The organism is Nocardioides sp. P5_E3, assembly GCF_054049275.1.
On record NZ_JBFUMR010000045.1, the window covers coordinates 1 to 17,237 of the forward strand.

Genomic DNA, 17,237 nt, shown 5'->3' on the forward strand with positions numbered 1-17,237 from the left:
GGGGGCGGTGCCTCTCGGCACCACCCCCCGCCCGGGCGGGGGCCCGGCCACCGGGGCGCACGCAGGGCCGATCCTGCGTACGCACCGGTTCACCTCACCCGAGGGTGATGTGCTGGCCGAGCCGCCCACCTTCGGACGTCTCGTGCTCGGACCGGCGCCTACAGCTGGGACTTCAGCGTCCGCGACAGGCGCTTGAGAGCGAGCTTCACCTCCTTGTCCTTCACCCGCGACGCGAGCCGCTCGAACTTCTTGAGCGACCCGAGGGCCTGGCCCGCGTCCTTGCGCCGTTCGGCGCGCTTGGCGGACGTCAGCTCCTTCTTCAGCTTCGCGGCGAGCTTCGGACCGACGAGGCCTTCGTCGACGAGCCGCTTGACGAGCTTCTTGCCGGCGCCGTAGGACCCGACCACCCGGAAGGTGACGGTCTGCGACGCCTGGTTGCCGGCCTCGTCGAGGACGGTGACCTCGAGCTCGTGCGCTCCCGGCGACAGCGACATCGCGGCGATGCGCACCGGCGCGCTCACCACCTTGCCGTCGAGACGGACCACCTGCTCGGCGGCGCCGGACGTGGTGTCCGAGACCCTCACCCGAGCGGTGCGGACCGCGGCGACGTCCAGCTTCGCCCCGTTGGCGATGCCGTCCACGGCCACGGTGGGCGCGGTCGCGTCCATCTTGACGGTGAGCGTGCTGATCGCCGACGTGGTGCCTGCTGCGTCGGTGGCGCGGGCCTGGACGAGGGTGACCCCGTCGTTGGTGACCCGGAACGGCGCGGTGTACGCCGTCCAGGCGCCGTTGCCGCCGAGGCGGTACTCGAGGCCGAGCTTCCCCTCACCGCCGGCTCCCGCGAGGGAGACGGTGACCGGCGAGGTGAACCAGTTCGCACGACCGTTGGCCGCGGCGGGTGCCGTGGTCAGGCTGACCGACGGCTTGGCCGGCTCGACGGGCTCGCCCGGCTCGCTGACCGTGAGCTCGAGCTGACCGCCGGCGGTGTTGCCCGCCTTGTCGGTGGCGCGGTAGCGCACCAGGTAGGTGCCCGGCTCGTCGAACGACAGCGGCGTGTCGTAGGTGCTCCACTCCGCGTCGTCTCCGATCGCGTACTCGATGCCCGCAACGCCGGAGGTGGCGTCGGTGGCGGTCAGCGTGACCTTCTTGGTGGTGGTGCCGGACTCGGCGCTGGTGACCACCGGCGGTGCGGTGTCGACCTTGAGGGTCTGCGACCGGGCCGCCTCCACGTTGCCCGCGGCGTCGGTCGAGCGGTACTCGACCAGGCGCTCGCCCTCACCGAGCACCGGCACTGCCAGGTCGTACTCCTCCCAGTCACCGCCGTCGATGCGGTACTGGGTCATGGCGACGCCCGACCCGCCCGTCTCGTCCGTGGCAGCGAGGGTGAACGACGGCCGCGCCGTGTACCAGCCGGCCTGGCCTGTGGCACCCGGAATGGTGAGCGTCGTCACCGGCGCCGTGGTGTCGGGGTCCGGCTCGTCTGCCGGGACCACGACCTGGACCTGCCCGGTCGCCCGGTTGCCCGCCGCATCGGTGGCGCGGTAGCGCACGACGTAGGTGCCTGGCTCGTCGAACGTCAGCGGGGCGGTGTAGGCCGTCCACGTCGTGGCGTCGTCGATCTGGTACTCGACCGTGGCCGATCCCGAGTCGTCCGTCGCGGTCAGGGTGACCGTCTTGGTGGTGTCACCGGTCACCTCGGCCTCGACCACGGGGTTCGTGGTGTCGCCCGGCTCCTCGCCACCCGGCTCGCACGTCTCGTCCTCACCCAGGGTGAAGAAGTCGAAGCTGGCGGTGATGCCGGCCCCACCCGCCTGGTTGGCGGCGGAGAGCAGGCCGATGCGCGGGTTGGTGATGCCGGCGAGGCTGTAGCCCGCCGCCATGTCCGTCCACGACTCACCGTCGGTGCTGTAGCTGCCGAGGACCTGCTCGCCGTCCTCGCTGGTCAGGCGCAGCCAGACGGTGCTCGGGAAGGTGGCCCCGAGTCCCGACGTGTTGGTCTCGGCGGCCGTGCCGGTGGTCTCACGAGCCGTCTGGATGATGTTCGACGCGGCGTTGGGGTCGGCGCTGCGTCCCTGGAACACGTGCTTCAGGTAGTTGTCGTCGTCCCCGTAGACCAGCAGGCCGGCCGACTGGTACTGCCTGTTGATCGGCGCGGTGACCTTGGTCGTCGCCACGAACGGACCCTCGGGAAGGTCCGTGAGGACCAGGTCGCGAGCCGTGTTCGTGGTCTGGTAGAGGTCGGTCGCCTCCATCGGGATCTTCAGCGAGCTGCCGGAGACCGTGAGGTTGCCGCTGGGGCGGACCGTCGTCCAGTCCGAGCCCAGTGCGTTGCCGTCGAACTGCTCCACGACGCACGGCGGGCTGCACTCGACAGCGGTGTCGTCCGGCGTGATGGTGAAGTAGTCGAACTCGGCGGTGATGTTGTCAGCCGCTCCCGCAGCCGTGCTGCCCAGGGCGAGCAACCCGACCTTGGGCGCCGTGATGCCGGTCAGGTCGCGGGGTGCGGCCGTGCCGTTCGACGTCGTGATCGGGAGCCACGTGGCCCCGTCGGTGCTGTAGGAGGGAGTGACGACGTTGCCGTCGGTGCTCGTCATCCGCAGCCACACGGTGTCGGGGAAGGTCGCGCCGAGGTTGGTGGAGTTGGACTCCGACGCCGTGCCGTTGACCTCCTTGGCGAACTGGATGACGTTGGCTGCCTTGCTGCCCGCGGCGGCCGTGGATCGACCCGAGTAGACGAGCTTGAGGTAGTTGTTGTCATCGCCGTAGACGATCAGTCCACCCTGCTGGTAGCCGCGGACGGCAGGCAGCGTGAGCTTGGTCGTGACCTCGAACCTCCCGGCCGGCAGGTCCTGGAGGACGATGTTCGGCGTGGTGTTGGTGGTCTGGTAGATGTCGGAGTTGGTGAGCGGGATGTTGAGCGTCCCGTCGGCCACCGTCATGGCCTGGTTCACCCGGACGTTGCGGTTCCACCTGGTGCTGTCGAGCTCGTTGCCCACGAAGTCGTCGGAACGTCCGCTGAAGCAGATGTCCTTGGCTGCGGTCGCGGTGATCTCCGTCGTGCGGGTGGTCTTGGCCCCGCGCGAGTCGGTGACCGTCAGCGAGACGACGTACTTGCCCGGAGCGGTGTAGGTGTGGCTGGGGTTGGCCTCCGTCGAGGTCGAGGCCTCGCCGTCGCCGAACTTCCAGGCGTAGGTGACCGGGGTGTCACCGTCCGGGTCGGTCACCGTGCTGGTGAACGACACCGGGAGCGGCACCTCGCCCGTGGTGGTGCTGGCGTTGATCGCCACCGTCGGCGGCTGGTTGTCGGTGATGCCCCGGCCCTTGAACTCGAGCCAGTTGACGTTGGCCCCACCCGTGGTGGCGACGAAGTAGAGCGCCTCGCTGGAGGCCGAGGCCCCGTTGAAGGTCGTCGTCACGTCCTGGTAGGTCTGGGCGCCTCCGGTGTTGGGCACGTCGAGCGTGCCGATCACCGCGCCCGTGGGCGAGCCCTGGCGCACCTCGAACGCAGCGCCGGCGGTGCTCGACGCGGCGCGCATGGTGACGCCCGTGATGCCGGTGAGGTTCATGACGTTCCAGCGGAACCAGTCGCCGGCCTCGACGCCGGTGACGTTCTGGCCACCGCCCGTGTCGGTCGTGGTCTGCGTCGTGACACCTGCCGAGCCGGTGGTGTTGCTGCCGGTGCGGCCGGTGGCGTCGTAGAACTCGGCCTCCTTGTGCTTGGTGTGCAGGACGATGCCGTCGACGCTGGTGAGCGCCCCGGCCGCGCCGTTGCCCTTGTCGGTGTAGGTGGCCTTGATGGTGCCGAAGATGTTGGCGCCCACGTGGCCGGCGTCGCCGGGCAGCGGGAACGAGCCCTCGCAGCCGGTGTACTGCTCGTAGTCGTGCGAGTGCTGGTCGTGGCCGAGGCCCGGCTGGACGACGACGTCGTCGCAGTCGATCTCGCCGTCCTCGGCGTCGGTGACGACCACCTCGTACTTCACGTAGTCACCGAAGTCGAAGAACCCACCGTCCTTCGGCAGGACCAGCTCGACGCTCGGGGCCGTGTTGCCGACCGTGATGTCGATGTTGGTCGTGCCCGTGCGACCGTCGACGTCGGTCACCGTCAGCCGGGCCGTGTAGTTGCCCGCCGTGGTGTACGTGAAGCTTGCGGTCGGCGTGGTGGCGTCGGTGGTGCCGTCGCCGGTGAAGTCCCACGCGTAGGTGAGGCCCGTGGCGTCACCGGTGTCGGGGTCGAACGATGCCGACCCGTCGAACTCCACCGTCAGCGGGGCCGGACCGGACGTGCGGTTGGTCGTGGCCCTGGCCACGGGTGCGCGGTTGCCCTCGACGTAGTCGATGCGGTAGACGCCGGAGTCGGTGTTGTTGCCGTTGAACCCGCTGCCCCACTCGATCATGTAGAGGGCGCCGTCGGGGCCGAACTGCAAGGCGTGCGGGCGCTGCATGGGCAGGTCGGAGAGGAACCTGTTGATGTCGGTGTAGTTGGTCCCGGCCTCGTTCATCTGCACGGTGAACAGGCGGTTGTTGTTCCAGTCGGCCCAGATCGCCTTGCTGTCGAAGTAGGCGGGCCACTTGCGGTCCGAGTCGAGGTCGGGGTCGTAGGAGTAGGTGCCCGAGGTCATCGGGGCACCGCTCGCCCCGATCTCAGGAGTGCCGGTGAGCGAGGCGTTGTTGCTCTGCCAGATGACCGCAGCCTTCGCCGGCGGCAGGTTGGTCAGGCCCGTGTTGTTGGGCGAGTCGTTGACCGGCGCGCTGCAGTTGAACGTCGCCCCCGCCGTGCTGCTGGCGAAGTTGTAGTCGTTGTAGGGCGTGTTGTTGCCCACGCAGTAGGGCCAGCCGTAGTTGCCCGGCTCGTCCAGGACGTTCCACTCCACGCGGCCGTTGGGCCCACGGGTGGCGCTGACGGAGCCGGCGTCGGGACCGTAGTCGGCGACGAGCAGGTTGTTGTTCTGCTCGTCGAGCCCGATGCGGAACGGGTTGCGGAAGCCCATGGCGTAGATCTCGGGGCGGGTCTTCTGCTGGGTGTCGGCCGCCTCGTCGAAGAGGTTGCCCGCGGGGACCGTGTAGCCACCGTCGGCCTTCGGGGTGATCCGGAGGACCTTGCCGTTGAGGCTGTTGGTGTTGGCGGAGGTGCGCTGGGCGTCCCACGCGCTGCGGTCGGGACGCTCGTCGATCGGCGCGTAGCCACCGGAGTCGAACGGGTTCGTGTTGTCACCCGTGGCGAGGTAGAGGTGGCCGTCGTTGTCGAACTCCATCGACCCACCCGCGTGGCAGCACTCGTTGCGCTGCGTCGGGACGTCGAGGATGGTCGTCGCCGTGTTGAGCTGCAGCGTGTCGCCCGACATCGTGAAGCGCGAGATGCGGTCGATGGACTCCGAGCCGGTCGGCGAGTAGTAGAGGTAGACCCAGTTGTTCGTGGCGAAGTCGGGGTCCAACGCGATGCCGAGCAGGCCGAACTCCTGGCCCGTGTAGACCGGGACCGTGCCCGCGGTCAGCACGCTGCCGTTCTCCTTGATGATGCGCACGGCGCCGTTGCGGTCGATGTAGAACACCCGACCGTCATCGGCGATGGTGAGCTCCATCGGGTTGGAGGTGTTCTCGTCGAGGGCCACCTTCTCGAAGCTGGGCGTCAGGGTGGCCTTGCAGTCCGAGTCCACGACACCGGCAGCGGTCTGGATGCCACCGAGGATGTGGCCCAGGAAGGCCGGGTCGACGAAGGACGCCTCGGTGTGACCCATGCCGGTGTACCAGCTGCGGCCGCCGTCGTAGTCCTGGCACCAGGCGATCGGGTGCTCGTTGCCCATCGAGCCGTTGCCCGGGGTGTAGGTGGTCTCGTCCAGCGACGCCAGCACGTGGAGCTTGGTGCGGGGGTTGGCCGCCGGGTTGGTCCGGAAGTTGTACCACTCGTCGGTGCGCTGCCAGCGGCGCTGGATGCCGGCGGTGGACGGGTGCGCAGGGTCCTCGACCTTGACCGTCGCGGTCGGGGTGCCCGCCGGGTGGTTGTTGAAGTAGGCGCCGACGAGATTGCCGTACCAGGGCCAGTCGTACTCGGTGTCGGACGCCGCGTGGATGCCGGCGTAGCCGCCGCCGGCCTGGATGTAGCGCTCGAACGCGGCCTGCTCGGACGGGTTGAGCACGTCACCGGTGGTGGAGAGGAAGATGACGACCTCGTACTGCTCGAGGTTGGCGTCGTTGAACGCGCTGCTGTCCTCGGTCGCCGTCACCGTGAAGTTGTTGTCGGCCGCGAGCGCCTGGATGGCGGTGGTGGCCTCGTCGATGTTGGAGTGGCGGAACGCAGCCGTCTTGGAGAAGAGGAGCGCGTCGAACGACTCCTCCGCGGCTGCGGCGGCGGATGCCTTCGGGTCGGCGGTCCACGGGACCGCGTCGCCCAGGGTGCTCGCGGTCTCGGCCTTGCCGGCCTTCCCGGTCCCCTGGGGGGCCTTCTTCGCCTGGATGTCAGTGGCGGCGGCGGGCTCGGGGCTCGGTGCTGCGGTGGCCGTGGAGGCCAGCCCGATGGTCGCGCCCAGCGGCAGCGACACGATCAAGGCCATGGTGGAGCCGACCGCGACGCGGGAGCGCCTCTGCAGTCGCGTGATGAGTCTGTTCATCACGATCCCTTCTCTGGTGACGGATGTGCGCTCCATCAGTTCCGGGGCGGGTCCCCGGGCGTTCGGCCCTCGTCATGCGGTCGAGCTGTGCTGCGGTCGTGCGGGTGGGACAGGTGTGTGCCCGGCGGGTTCGGCGCCCGCCGGGCCCACGGTGGTCGGTCAGCGGACTCCCAGCAGGTGCTCGAGCGCGAGCTGGTCGAGCGCCTCCTGGCCGACGCTGCGGGTGGCGAGGCCCTCGACGTCGTACGACGCCGCGCGGAGGTCGGCGAGCGACTCACCCTCGCCGAGGGTCGGGGTGCGCAGGGTGCCGATCTCGGCGGCCTCGAGGGCCGCGACGACGTCGGGGTCGGCGCGGAAGGCCTGGACCTTGTCGCGCAGGATCAGGTAGTTGCGCATGCACCCGCGGGCGGACTCCCAGACACCGTCCATGGCCTCGGCGCGCGGCGGCTTGAAGTCGAAGTGGACGTAGCCGTCGTAGGCCTTGCCGGTGCCCGCGCCCAGGAGTGCGTCGACGGTCCAGAAGGCGCCGCGCACGTTGCCGGCCCCGAAGCGCAGGTCCTGGTCGAACCGGGGACCGTGCTGGCCGTTGAGGTCGACGTGGAAGAGCTTGTCGTGCCACAGCGCCTGGCTGATGCCGTGGGCGAAGTTGAGGCCGGCCATCTCCTCGTGGCCCACCTCGGGGTTGAGGCCGACCATGTCGGGGTCGTCGAGCTCGGAGATGAGCGCGAGGGCGTGGCCGATGGTCGGCAGCAGGATGTCGCCGCGCGGCTCGTTGGGCTTGGGCTCGAGCGCGAACCGCATGTCGTAGCCCTGGTCCTTGACGTAGGCGCAGAGCAGGTTCAGCGACTCGCTGTAGCGGTCGAGCGCGGCCTGGACGTCCTTCGCAGCACCGTGCTCGGCGCCCTCGCGGCCACCCCACAGCACGAACGTCTTGGCGCCCAGGGACGCCGCCAGGTCGATGTTGCGCAGCGCCTTGGTGAGCGCGTAGCGCCGCACCTCGCGGTTGTTGGCGGTGAGCGCGCCCTCCTTGAACACCGGGTGCCCGAACAGGTTGGTGGTCACCATCTCGACGGCGAGGCCGGTGTCGGCCAGCGCCTTCTCGAAGCGCTCGAGCACGGCGTCGCGCTTGTCGTCGTCGGGGACGAGGTCGTCGTCGTGGAAGGTGACGGCGGCTGCGCCGAGCTCGGCGAGCTGGTAGGTCGCGTCGACCGGATCGAGGAGGTCACGGGAGCTGGGTCCGAACACGTCGGTGCCCTGCCATCCCACCGTCCAGAGGCCGAACGAGAACTTGTCCTCAGGGGTCGGGGTGTAGTCGGTCATGCGGGGATCTCCTGCCACGAATCGTTGTCAGAGCTGGTCTCGACCGCGGCCAGGACGCGTTGCACCTGGAGTCCGTCGGCAAAGGTTGGGGTGGGATCGGTGCCGTCCGCGATCGCGCGGACGAGGTCGACGGCCTGGTGGATGAACCCGTGCTCGTAGCCGATGACGTGGCCGGGCGGCCACCACGCACCCACGTAGGGGTGCACGGCCTCGGTGACGAGGATCCGGCGGAACCCGGCGGTGCCGGCGTCCTCCGTGCCGTCGAAGAAGTGGAGGACGTTCATGTCCTCGAAGTCGAACGCGATGCTGCCGCGCGAGCCGTTGATCTCGATGCGGATCGCGTTCTTGCGCCCCGAGGCGAAGCGCGTCGCCTCGAAGACGCCCATCGCTCCCCCGCGGAAGTCCGCGAGGAAGGTCGCTGCGTCGTCCACGGTGACCTTGCCGGTGCCCGTGCCGGCCGTGCCGGAGAGGCCGGCGTGCTCGCTGGGGAGCGGCCGCTCGTCGACGAAGGTGCGCAGCCGGCCGGAGACGCGGGTGATGGTGTCGCCGGTGATGAACTGGGTGATGTCGATGATGTGGGCGCCGATGTCGCCGAGCGCGCCGGAGCCGGCCTTGTCCTTCTCCAGGCGCCACGACAGCGGAGCCTGCGGGTCGACGATCCAGTCCTGCAGGTACTGGGCGCGCACGTGGTGCAGCGTGCCGAGGCGTCCCTCGGCGACGAGCTGCCGGGCGAGGGAGATGGCCGGCACGCGCCGGTAGGTGAAGCCGACCATGGCGCGTACGCCGTCGGCGGCCGCGCGCTCGGCGGCGCGGGTCATCGCCTCGGCCTCCTCGACGCTGTTGGCCAGCGGCTTCTCGCACAGGACGTGCTTGCCGGCCTCGAGGGCGGCGATGACGATCTCGGCGTGGGTGTGGCCGGGGGTGCACACGTCGACGAGGTCGATGTCGTCGCGCTCGACCAGGGCCTGCCACGAGGTCTCGGTGGACTCCCAGCCGAGGCGGTCGGCGGCGGCGCGAACACCCTCGGCGTCACGACCGGCGACGGCGGCCATCCGGGGACGGAGCGGCAGGTCGAAGAACCGGGGGGCGGTGCGCCAGGCGTGGGAGTGCGCGGCGCCCATGAAGGCGTAGCCCACCATGCCGACCGACAGGTCGCGTCGGCCATCAGTGGTGTCGGGAGTGGTGGTCATCGGACCTCCTCGGGGGCAGGGTGCGGGATCAAGGGCCGCGCCAGGGCGCAGTCCGGAGACGTCCTGTCGGGTCGACCGGGCGGCTGCTGACGTGCTGTGGGTGGTGCTGGGTGCCCTTCGGGGCGGGTGGTGCCGCGGCGGCTCCCGGTGGGGAGCCGCCGCGGACCGATCAGGACTCGAAGGCCGAGTCGATGAAGTCGTCGACGTTGTCGGACGTGACGACCGGGGCGTAGAGCTGGACGGTGCGGGGCACCTCGACCTCGACGAGGTCGCTCATCGCCTTGCCCTGCACCAGCAGGCGGGCCAGCTTCACGCCGTCGGCGCCCTGGGTGGAGGGGTAGATGACCGTCGCCTTGAGCACGCTGTTGTCGTCCTGGATCGCACGCATGGCGTTGGCCGAGCCGGCGCCGCCGATCATGGTGAACTCGTCACGGCCGGCGTTCTCGATGGCGGCGAGGACGCCGACACCCTGGTCGTCGTCGTGGTTCCAGAGGAAGTCGATCTTCGGCTCTGCCTGGAGCAGGTTCGCCGCGACCTCCTCACCGCTCTCGACGGTGAACTCCGCCGCCTGGCGGGCGTCGACGTCGAGGCCGCACTCGGACAGCGCGTCCTCGAAGCCCTGGCTGCGGTCCTGGGTCAGCGGCAGGGAGTCGATGCCCGCGATCTCGGCGACGATGGCGTCCTTGTTGCCACCGGCCTGCTCACAGACGTACTGGCCGGCCGAGACGCCCATGCCGTAGTTGTCGCCGAGCACGGTGACGCGGGCAGCGTTGGGGTCGTCGAACTCGCGGTCGACGTTGATGACCGGGATCCCGGCCTCCATCGCCTTGAGCGCGACGGGCGTCATCGCGGCGCCGTCGAAGGGCAGCAGGACGATGGCGTCGACCTTGTCGTTGATGAAGGTCTCGACCTGGCTGATCTGCAGGTTGACGTCGTTGGTGCCCTCGGCGACCTGGAGGTCGATGTCGGGGTACTCCTCCGCGAGGTCGCGGACGTTGTTGGTGATGGCGGCCATCCAGCCGTGGTCGGCTGCGGGCGCCGAGAAGCCGATGGTGACCTGGTCGCCCTCCTCGTCGTTGCTGCCGGCGGCAGCGGCCGGTGCGGAGTCGGAGCCGCCGTTGTCGTCTTCGGCAGCGTCATCGGCGCTGCCGGTGCAGGCGGCCAGGGACAGGACGGCGACCGCGCCGACCACGATGCCGGTGTAGCGGCGGCTCTGGTGCCGTCGAAGGGGAGTGCGCAGTCGCATGTGTCGTGCTCCTTGTTCATCTCGATGGTTGTGGTGCAGCCGGCGTTCCTGGGGGTGCCGGCATGGTGGTGCGGTGGTCCGAGCTGGTGGGGACCCGGCGTTCGCTAGGTCGACGTCGCGTTGCGGGCCAGGCGCTGCTGGAGCAGCACGGCGACGATGATGATGACGCCCTTGGCGACCGCCTGGGTCGAGGTGTCCTGGTTGTTGAGGGTGAACACGTTGCCCAGGGTGGCGAAGATGAGGACCCCGACGACCGTGCCGACGATGGTCCCGCGCCCTCCGGTGAGCAGCGTGCCGCCGATGACGACGGCCGCGATGGCGTCGAGCTCCCACAGCGTGCCGTGGGTGGAGCTCCCGGTGGTGGTGCGGCTGACGAGCATGAGCGCGGCGAGCCCGCAGCACAGGCCGACGAGGACGTAGAGCATCACGGTGTGGCGGTTGACGTTGATGCCCGCCAGGCGTGCCGCCTCGGGGTTGCCGCCGACGGCGAGCGTGCGCCGTCCGAACGTCGTGCGGTTGAGCAGGACCCAGCCGGCGACCGAGACCAGCGCGAAGATGACCACGAGGAGCGGCACTCCGAGGACGTCGGCGGAGAAGAAGTCCTTGAACCCCTGGACCGTCACGATCTGCGTGCGCCGCTCGGAGATGATCTCGGCGAGACCACGCGCGGCGGCCAGCATCGCCAGCGTCGTGATGAACGGAACGACCTTGCCGTAGGCGATCAACACACCGTTGACCAGCCCGCATCCTGCTCCCACGGCCAGTGCCGTGAAGACCATGAGGATCCAGTGGGTGTCGCCGGCCATCGTCTGGGTGGCGAACGTCGTCGCCCACACCGAGCAGAGCGCCGCGATGGCGCCGACGGAGAGGTCGATGCCGCCACCGGTGATGACGAAGGTCATCCCGATGCTGACCACGCCGATGGTCGAGGCGAAGCGCAGGATCGTGAGGACGTTGTCGATGCTGGCGAACCGGTCGCCCACGGTGATGACGCCGGCTGCACAGATCAGCAGGAGCGCCACGATCAGGCCGAGGTTGCGGCCGAAGGGGCCGCTCATCAGTCCTCCCCCGCCACCTGCCGACTCTGCGGCGGCGCGCTCCACCGTGACTGTGTCCGTCGAGGGGGTGACGGTGTTCTCGACCGCGCCCCCGGGCGGGTTCGTGCTCTGCTCGCTCATGCGACCTTTCCTTCCATGACCAGGTCCAGGACGCGGGACTCGTCGATCTCGCCCGCGGGACCTTCGTGCACGACACGGCCCTCACGGACCACGAGGACCCGGTCCGCGAGACCGAGCACCTCCTCTACCTCGCTCGACACGACCACCACGGCGACGCCGGAGTCGGCCAGCGAGCGGACGAGGGCGTAGATCTCGGCGCGAGCGCCGACGTCCACCCCTCGGGTCGGCTCGTCCAGGAGCAGCACCCGGCAGCCGCGGAGCAGCCACCGGGCGAGGACGACCTTCTGCTGGTTGCCGCCCGACAGGAGGCGCACGAGGCGTTCCACCCCCGCCGGGCGGACGTCGAGGGACTCCGCGACCTCGGCGGAGCGCTTGCGCTCGGCGCGGCCGTCGAGCAGCCCGAACCGGCTGAAGCGCCCCATCGTGGACACGGTGATGTTGGCGTAGATGGCCTGGTCGAGCAGGAGCCCCTGGCTCTTGCGCTCCTCCGGGGCGAGCCCGACGCCGGCCTTCACCGCGGCGGGCACGGAGCCGCGACGCAGCTCCTTGCCCGCGACCCGCACGGTGCCGGCCGACGGACGCCGCGCGCCGTAGAGGGTCTCGAGGATCTCCGAGCGTCCGGCGCCGACGAGGCCGGCGAGACCGACGATCTCTCCCGCCCGCACGCTCAGGTCCACACCGGTGAAGACGCCCGGCAGCTCGAGGCCGATCACCTCGAGGATCGGGTCGCCGGTCACGGGCGGGGCGTCGCCGCGGGGCGGGAAGACGTACTCGATGGACCGGCCCGTCATCAGCTTGATCAGCTCGCTCGTCGGCGTCTGGTCGACGGCGAGGCCGGTGGCGACGGTGCTGCCGTCCTTGAGGACCGTGATCCGGTCGCCGATCTGCCTGATCTCCTCGAGCCGGTGCGAGATGTAGACGACGGCGACGCCCTCGGACGTGAGGTCGCGGATGACGCGGAAGAGGTTGTTGACCTCGCCCTGGTCGAGGACGGCGGACGGCTCGTCGAGGATGAGCAGCCGGGTGTCCTGGGAGAGGGCGCGCGCCATGCTGACGATCTGCTGCGCGGCGGGCGAGAGCCGGCCCACCGAGCGGGTGGCCGGGATCTCGGAGTGCCCGAGCCGGGCGAGCAGGTCGCGCGTACGACGGATCGTCTCCCCGCGCTGGCTGAAGCCGCCCTTGCTGAGCTCGTGGCCGAGGAAGATGTTCTCGGCGACGCTCAGGTCGGGGACCAGGTCGAGCTCCTGGTAGATCGTGGAGATGCCGAGGTCCATCGCGGTCTGCGGCGTGGACAGCGAGACCGGCTCGCCCTCCCACAGGATCTGGCCCTCGTCGGGCTGGTAGCTCGCGGACAGGATCTTGATCAGCGTCGACTTGCCGGCGCCGTTCTGGCCGAGCAGGCAGTGCACCTCCCCTGCGCGCACCTCGAGCTCGACGCCTCCGAGCGCGAGCACTCCGGGGAACCGCTTGACGATGCCGCGCATGGTCAGCAGCGGGGAGTCGTTCATGACATCACCTCCAGCGTGGGGACCGCCCGGGGCACGAGCGTGGGGTCGTCGTAGACGTGGTCGATGGCGACGGCGGCGGCACCGTGCACCGCTGCCGAGAAGCCGAGGCTCGAGAGCGCGATGCGCGTGCCGCCGGCGTCGGGGGCGAGCACCCCGGCGGCGAGCTCGGACTCGACCTCGGGGCGGATCCGCTCACCGATCTCGCCGAGGTAGCCCGAGAGCACGATCATCCCGGGGTTGAGCACGTTGGTGAGGATCGCGGCGCCGATGCCGACCCAGCGGCCCACCTCGCTCAGCGCGGCCAGGGTCCGCTCGTCGCCGGCGGCGGCCCGGCGGCTGATCTCCTCGACCTTGCCCTCGAGGTCGATGAGGGGCGATCGCAGCAGGTCGTCCTCGCCCGCAGCGGCCAGCTCGATGAGGTGGCTGAGCCCGATGACCGTCTCCCAGCACCCCGTGCGACCGCAGCCGCACCGGTTGCCGTCGCGGTCGACGACCATGTGGCCGAACTCGCCGGCGTAGCCGCGCCGTCCGGCGAACGGGCGGCCGTCGGCGACGATGCCGCCACCGATGCCGACCTCGCCGTGGATGACGAGGATGTCGCGGCGCTCGGGGTCGCCGGGGATGGCCTCGGCGACGGCGGCGAGGTTGGCCTCGTTGTCCACCTCGAGGAGGTAGTCGGGGTCACCCAGCCGGGCGCGCAGCAGGCTGGCCAGCGCGACGTCCTGCCACCCGAGGTTGGCCGCGACCGAGACGGTGCCGCGGTCGTGGTCGACCAGGCCCGCCACTCCCACGACCGCCGAGACCGGGGCCGCGCCGAGCGCGGCCAGGTCGGCCAGCGTGCCGTGGACCAGCTCGACGAGGCGGTCGACCACCTCGTCGGGCTCGAGGCCGCGGGTGTCCACCGACGTACGCCGCTCGCTGACGACGACGCCCGCCAGGTCGACCGCGCGGGTCGAGACGTGGTGGACGTTGATCTCGGCACCGAGGCCGTAGGCGCCGGCACCGTCGATCTCGACGATCGTGCCGGGGCGCCCGACGGCGCCGCGCTCGGCGCTGCCCTCGCGGACCAGGCCGCGCTCGCGCAGCTCGGTGACGAGGCTGGAGACGGTGGCCTTGTTGAGCCCGAGGTCGGCGGCGAGACGGGCCCGGGACCGGGCGCCGCCCTCGCGGAGGCTGCGGAGGACGAGCGACAGGTTCGCGCGGCGCACGGTGCCCTGGTCGGCACCGCCGGTGCCGGTCGTCGACCAGCCATCCCGCACCTGCGACATCGGCGTCCTCGATCCTGCGTGTGACCTCGGTCACCCATTAGTTTGACGGACCGCCAAACTAAGTGCGTGACGGCCATCACGTCAAGGGTGGCACAGAGAAAGTTCAGCTGGTCTTGTCCAGGTGCCGCGAACGACCCTCGGCGTAGCGCTCGCGCACGCTCGGCACGGGGTCCGAGGCATAGCGTCGGGTGCCCTCGCGGACCCACTCCGGCGGTGCGTCCGCGCCCGACACCGCCCAGGCCGCCTGGCGTGCGGCGCCGTCCGCGACGTACTCCCCCGGCGGCGGGACGTCGACCGGGACGCCGAGCACCTCCGCGGCGACCGTGCGGACGGCCTCCGACGCGGCTGCGCCCCCGACGAGCAGGACGCGCGAGGGGGTGACCCCGGTGGCCACGATGGCGTCGAGTCCGTCCGCGAGGCTGCACACCAGTCCCTCGACGCTGGCCCTGGCGAGAGCCGGCCGGGTGGCGGTGGCGAGGGTGAGGCCGTGCAGCGAGCCGGTGGCGTCGGGCAGGTTGGGCGTGCGCTCGCCCTCGAGGTACGGCACCAGCACCAGCCCGCCGGCGCCGGCGGGGGCCTCCAGCGCGAGGCGCGACAGCGTCTCGTGGTCGACGTCGAGGAGGCGGGCCGCGGCGTCGAGGACCCGCGCACCGTTGAGGGTCGCGACGAGCGGGAGGAACAGCCCGGTGGCGTCGGCGAAGCCCGCGACGGAGCCGGTCGGGTCGACGGCGGGCGTGCTGGTGACGGCCGTGACGACACCTGAGGTGCCGATCGAGACGACCACGTCGCCCTCCCCCGCCCCCAGGCCCAGTGCAGCGGCGGCGTTGTCCCCGGCGCCCGCACCGAGTGCGGTGCCGTCGACCATCGCCGCGACCTCGCCTGGCCCCACGACGCGCGGCAGGTGCGGCACGGCGCCGAAGGCACGCTCGAGGAGGTCGGTGCGGTAGTCACCCGTCGGCGCCGACCAGTAGCCCGTGCCGCTGGCGTCACTGCGGTCGGTCGTCAGGTCGCGCAGGTCGGTGCTCCCGGACAGCTTCCAGGTGAGCCAGTCGTGCGGCAGGCACACCGCGGCCGTACGACGGGCGTGCTCGGGCTCGTGCTCGGCGAGCCAGCGCAGCTTGGTCACGGTGAACGACGCGACCGGCACGACACCGACCGCCTCGGCCCAGGCGCGACCGCCCTCCTCGGGACCGCCGAGCTCGTCGACGAGGTCGCGGGCGGCGCCGGCCGAGCGGGTGTCGTTCCAGAGCAGCGCGGGGCGCACGACGGCGCCGTCCTCGTCGAGGCAGACCATGCCGTGCTGCTGGCCGCCGACGCTGACGGCAGCCACGTCGTCCAGTCCCCCGGCCTCGGCGATCGCCGCCTGCAGCGCCGCCCACCAGTGGTCCGGGTGCACCTCCGTGCCGTCCGGATGTCCGGCGCGGCCCTGCCGCACGAGCGCGCCTGTCCCGGCGTCGCGGACGACGACCTTGCAGGACTGGGTGGAGGAGTCGATGCCGGCAACCAGCCGGGGCCCGTCAGTCATGGGCGCGGATGCTAGCCCACCGTGCGCAGTGCCCGACGACGACGAAGGGCCCGGTCCGAGGACCGGGCCCTTCCATGCGTTGGTACCCCCGACCGGATTTGAACCGGCGTTACCGCCGTGAGAGGGCGACGTCCTAGGCCGCTAGACGACGGGGGCTTGCATGTTGCTGCCCTGGAGCAGCGGAGCGAAACTCTACCGAAGTTGGAGTGCCGCACCAAATCCGGCCCTGGTGGGGCGGATCCGCTGGGGTACTAGGACTCGAACCTAGAACAACTGGACCAGAACCAGCCGTGTTGCCAATTACACCATACCCCATGGGGGTATCAGTTCGACCGGCCTGCGATCGCCCTGACCACCACGTGATTCCTTGCGGAACCGATCCCGAACGTTACACGCGGGGTGGCGGCACGGCCAAAACGGGGTCCCCGCCGGCGGGCGGCAACGCTCCCCCGACGGGCGGTCCTGTGGTGACCAGGCCCATCGCCCGCGCCACCCACGTCGCAAGGCCCAGGTAGACCAGGGACTGCGTCAGCGTCGAGAGGATCGTCCACCAGCTGCTGCCCCCCTCCGCGTTGAGCGCCGTGGTCAGGTCGCCGAAGGTGAGCGCCAGCCCGAAGGCCAGGAAGTTGTTCAGCACGTGCATCGCGATGGGCGCCTCCAGGCCCCCGGTGCGGATCACGAGGATGCCGGCGACGACGCCGAAGGCGAAGCGGTCGAAGAAGACCGGCCAGTCCTGCGACAGGCCGTGGAAGAGCGCGAAGATCAGCGCCGGTCCCAGCACTGCCAGCGCCTGCGACAGCTGCCTGCCCCACACGAGCGACCCGAAGGCCTGGGTGAGGTAGCCGCGGAACAGGTACTCCTCCCCCGCCGCCTGGAGCGGGGTCAGGAGCAGGATGACGAGGATGAAGTCGCGCGTCTGCGAGGTGAAGTCGTTGACCGTGCTCGCCGGCATGTCGCCGGTCTGCACGGGCAGCAGCATCGCCACGCCGAGCGAGGCGAGGAGCGCCACCACCGACAGTCCGAGGCAGACGAAGAGGTAGCCCCACCGCAGGCGGGGCGCCACCGAGGAGACCCAGCGCGGCTTGAGCCGGTGCAGCCACCAGGTGACCAGGAAGGTCAGCGGGATCGCCGCGGCGATGATCACGTTGAGCAGGGCGAGCCCGGCGGGCGTCGCCTCCGCCGTCACGTCGAGGACGGTCGAGGCCTCGCTCGCGCTGCTCCCCGTGGCGAGCAGCAGCACGAAGGCGATGCCCCCGACCACGAGCGGCACGACGGCGAAGACCAGGACGAGGAGCAGCACGACGCCCACGACCGAGCGCCACCAGCCGGGCCTGCCCACCCGGTGCAGCTCGTGGTAGCGCGGCCGGAAGTCGGGGGCCAGCGGTGCGGGCACGGCG

The 17,237-nt window shown here is 70.8% G+C and carries 9 protein-coding genes and 2 tRNA genes; all 11 read right to left on the minus strand.

Translation table 11 applies throughout. The features are described from left to right. Positions 1–158 precede the first annotated feature (158 nt). Positions 159–6,605 (minus strand): ThuA domain-containing protein, encoded by a 6,447-nt coding sequence (locus ACXJKB_RS21250; protein ID WP_457191966.1) that lies wholly within the window; start codon positions 6,603–6,605, stop codon positions 159–161. 159 nt (positions 6,606–6,764) lie between these two features. Further along, positions 6,765–7,925 (minus strand): xylose isomerase, encoded by a 1,161-nt coding sequence (gene xylA / locus ACXJKB_RS21255; RefSeq protein ID WP_300045909.1) that lies wholly within the window; start codon positions 7,923–7,925, stop codon positions 6,765–6,767. Continuing rightward, positions 7,922–9,115 (minus strand): Gfo/Idh/MocA family protein, encoded by a 1,194-nt coding sequence (locus tag ACXJKB_RS21260; protein WP_457191968.1) that lies wholly within the window; start codon positions 9,113–9,115, stop codon positions 7,922–7,924. Before ACXJKB_RS21260 ends, xylA begins: the two co-directional genes overlap by 4 nt. Before the next feature lie 169 nt (positions 9,116–9,284). Beyond that, the gene (locus tag ACXJKB_RS21265) at positions 9,285–10,361 is read right to left on the minus strand and encodes a substrate-binding domain-containing protein (RefSeq protein ID WP_457191970.1); all 1,077 of its coding nucleotides are present in this window, start codon (positions 10,359–10,361) and stop codon (positions 9,285–9,287) included. Positions 10,362–10,465: 104 nt separating this feature from the next. Further along, positions 10,466–11,539 carry an ABC transporter permease gene (locus ACXJKB_RS21270; protein ID WP_457191972.1) on the minus strand — a complete coding sequence of 358 codons (1,074 nt, stop codon included), beginning with the start codon at positions 11,537–11,539 and terminating at the stop codon, positions 10,466–10,468. Further along, on the minus strand, positions 11,536–13,047 hold the full coding sequence (locus tag ACXJKB_RS21275; RefSeq protein WP_457191974.1) for a sugar ABC transporter ATP-binding protein: 1,512 nt from the start codon (positions 13,045–13,047) through the stop codon (positions 11,536–11,538). Before ACXJKB_RS21275 ends, ACXJKB_RS21270 begins: the two co-directional genes overlap by 4 nt. Continuing rightward, positions 13,044–14,315, minus strand: a complete 1,272-nt coding sequence (locus ACXJKB_RS21280; RefSeq protein ID WP_457191976.1) for an ROK family protein — start codon at positions 14,313–14,315, stop codon at positions 13,044–13,046. Before ACXJKB_RS21280 ends, ACXJKB_RS21275 begins: the two co-directional genes overlap by 4 nt. 103 nt (positions 14,316–14,418) lie before the next feature. After that, a complete protein-coding gene (xylB, locus tag ACXJKB_RS21285) occupies positions 14,419–15,840 on the minus strand; it encodes a xylulokinase (protein WP_457191978.1) in 1,422 nt (473 codons plus the stop codon). 80 nt (positions 15,841–15,920) lie between these two features. Then, positions 15,921–15,996: transfer RNA gene (locus ACXJKB_RS21290), tRNA-Glu, on the minus strand. 87 nt (positions 15,997–16,083) lie between these two features. Continuing rightward, positions 16,084–16,155, minus strand: a tRNA-Gln gene (locus ACXJKB_RS21295). Positions 16,156–16,228: 73 nt separating this feature from the next. Continuing rightward, the gene (locus ACXJKB_RS21300) at positions 16,229–17,233 is read right to left on the minus strand and encodes a CPBP family intramembrane glutamic endopeptidase (RefSeq protein ID WP_457191980.1); all 1,005 of its coding nucleotides are present in this window, start codon (positions 17,231–17,233) and stop codon (positions 16,229–16,231) included. Between the last annotated feature and the right edge of the window lie 4 nt (positions 17,234–17,237).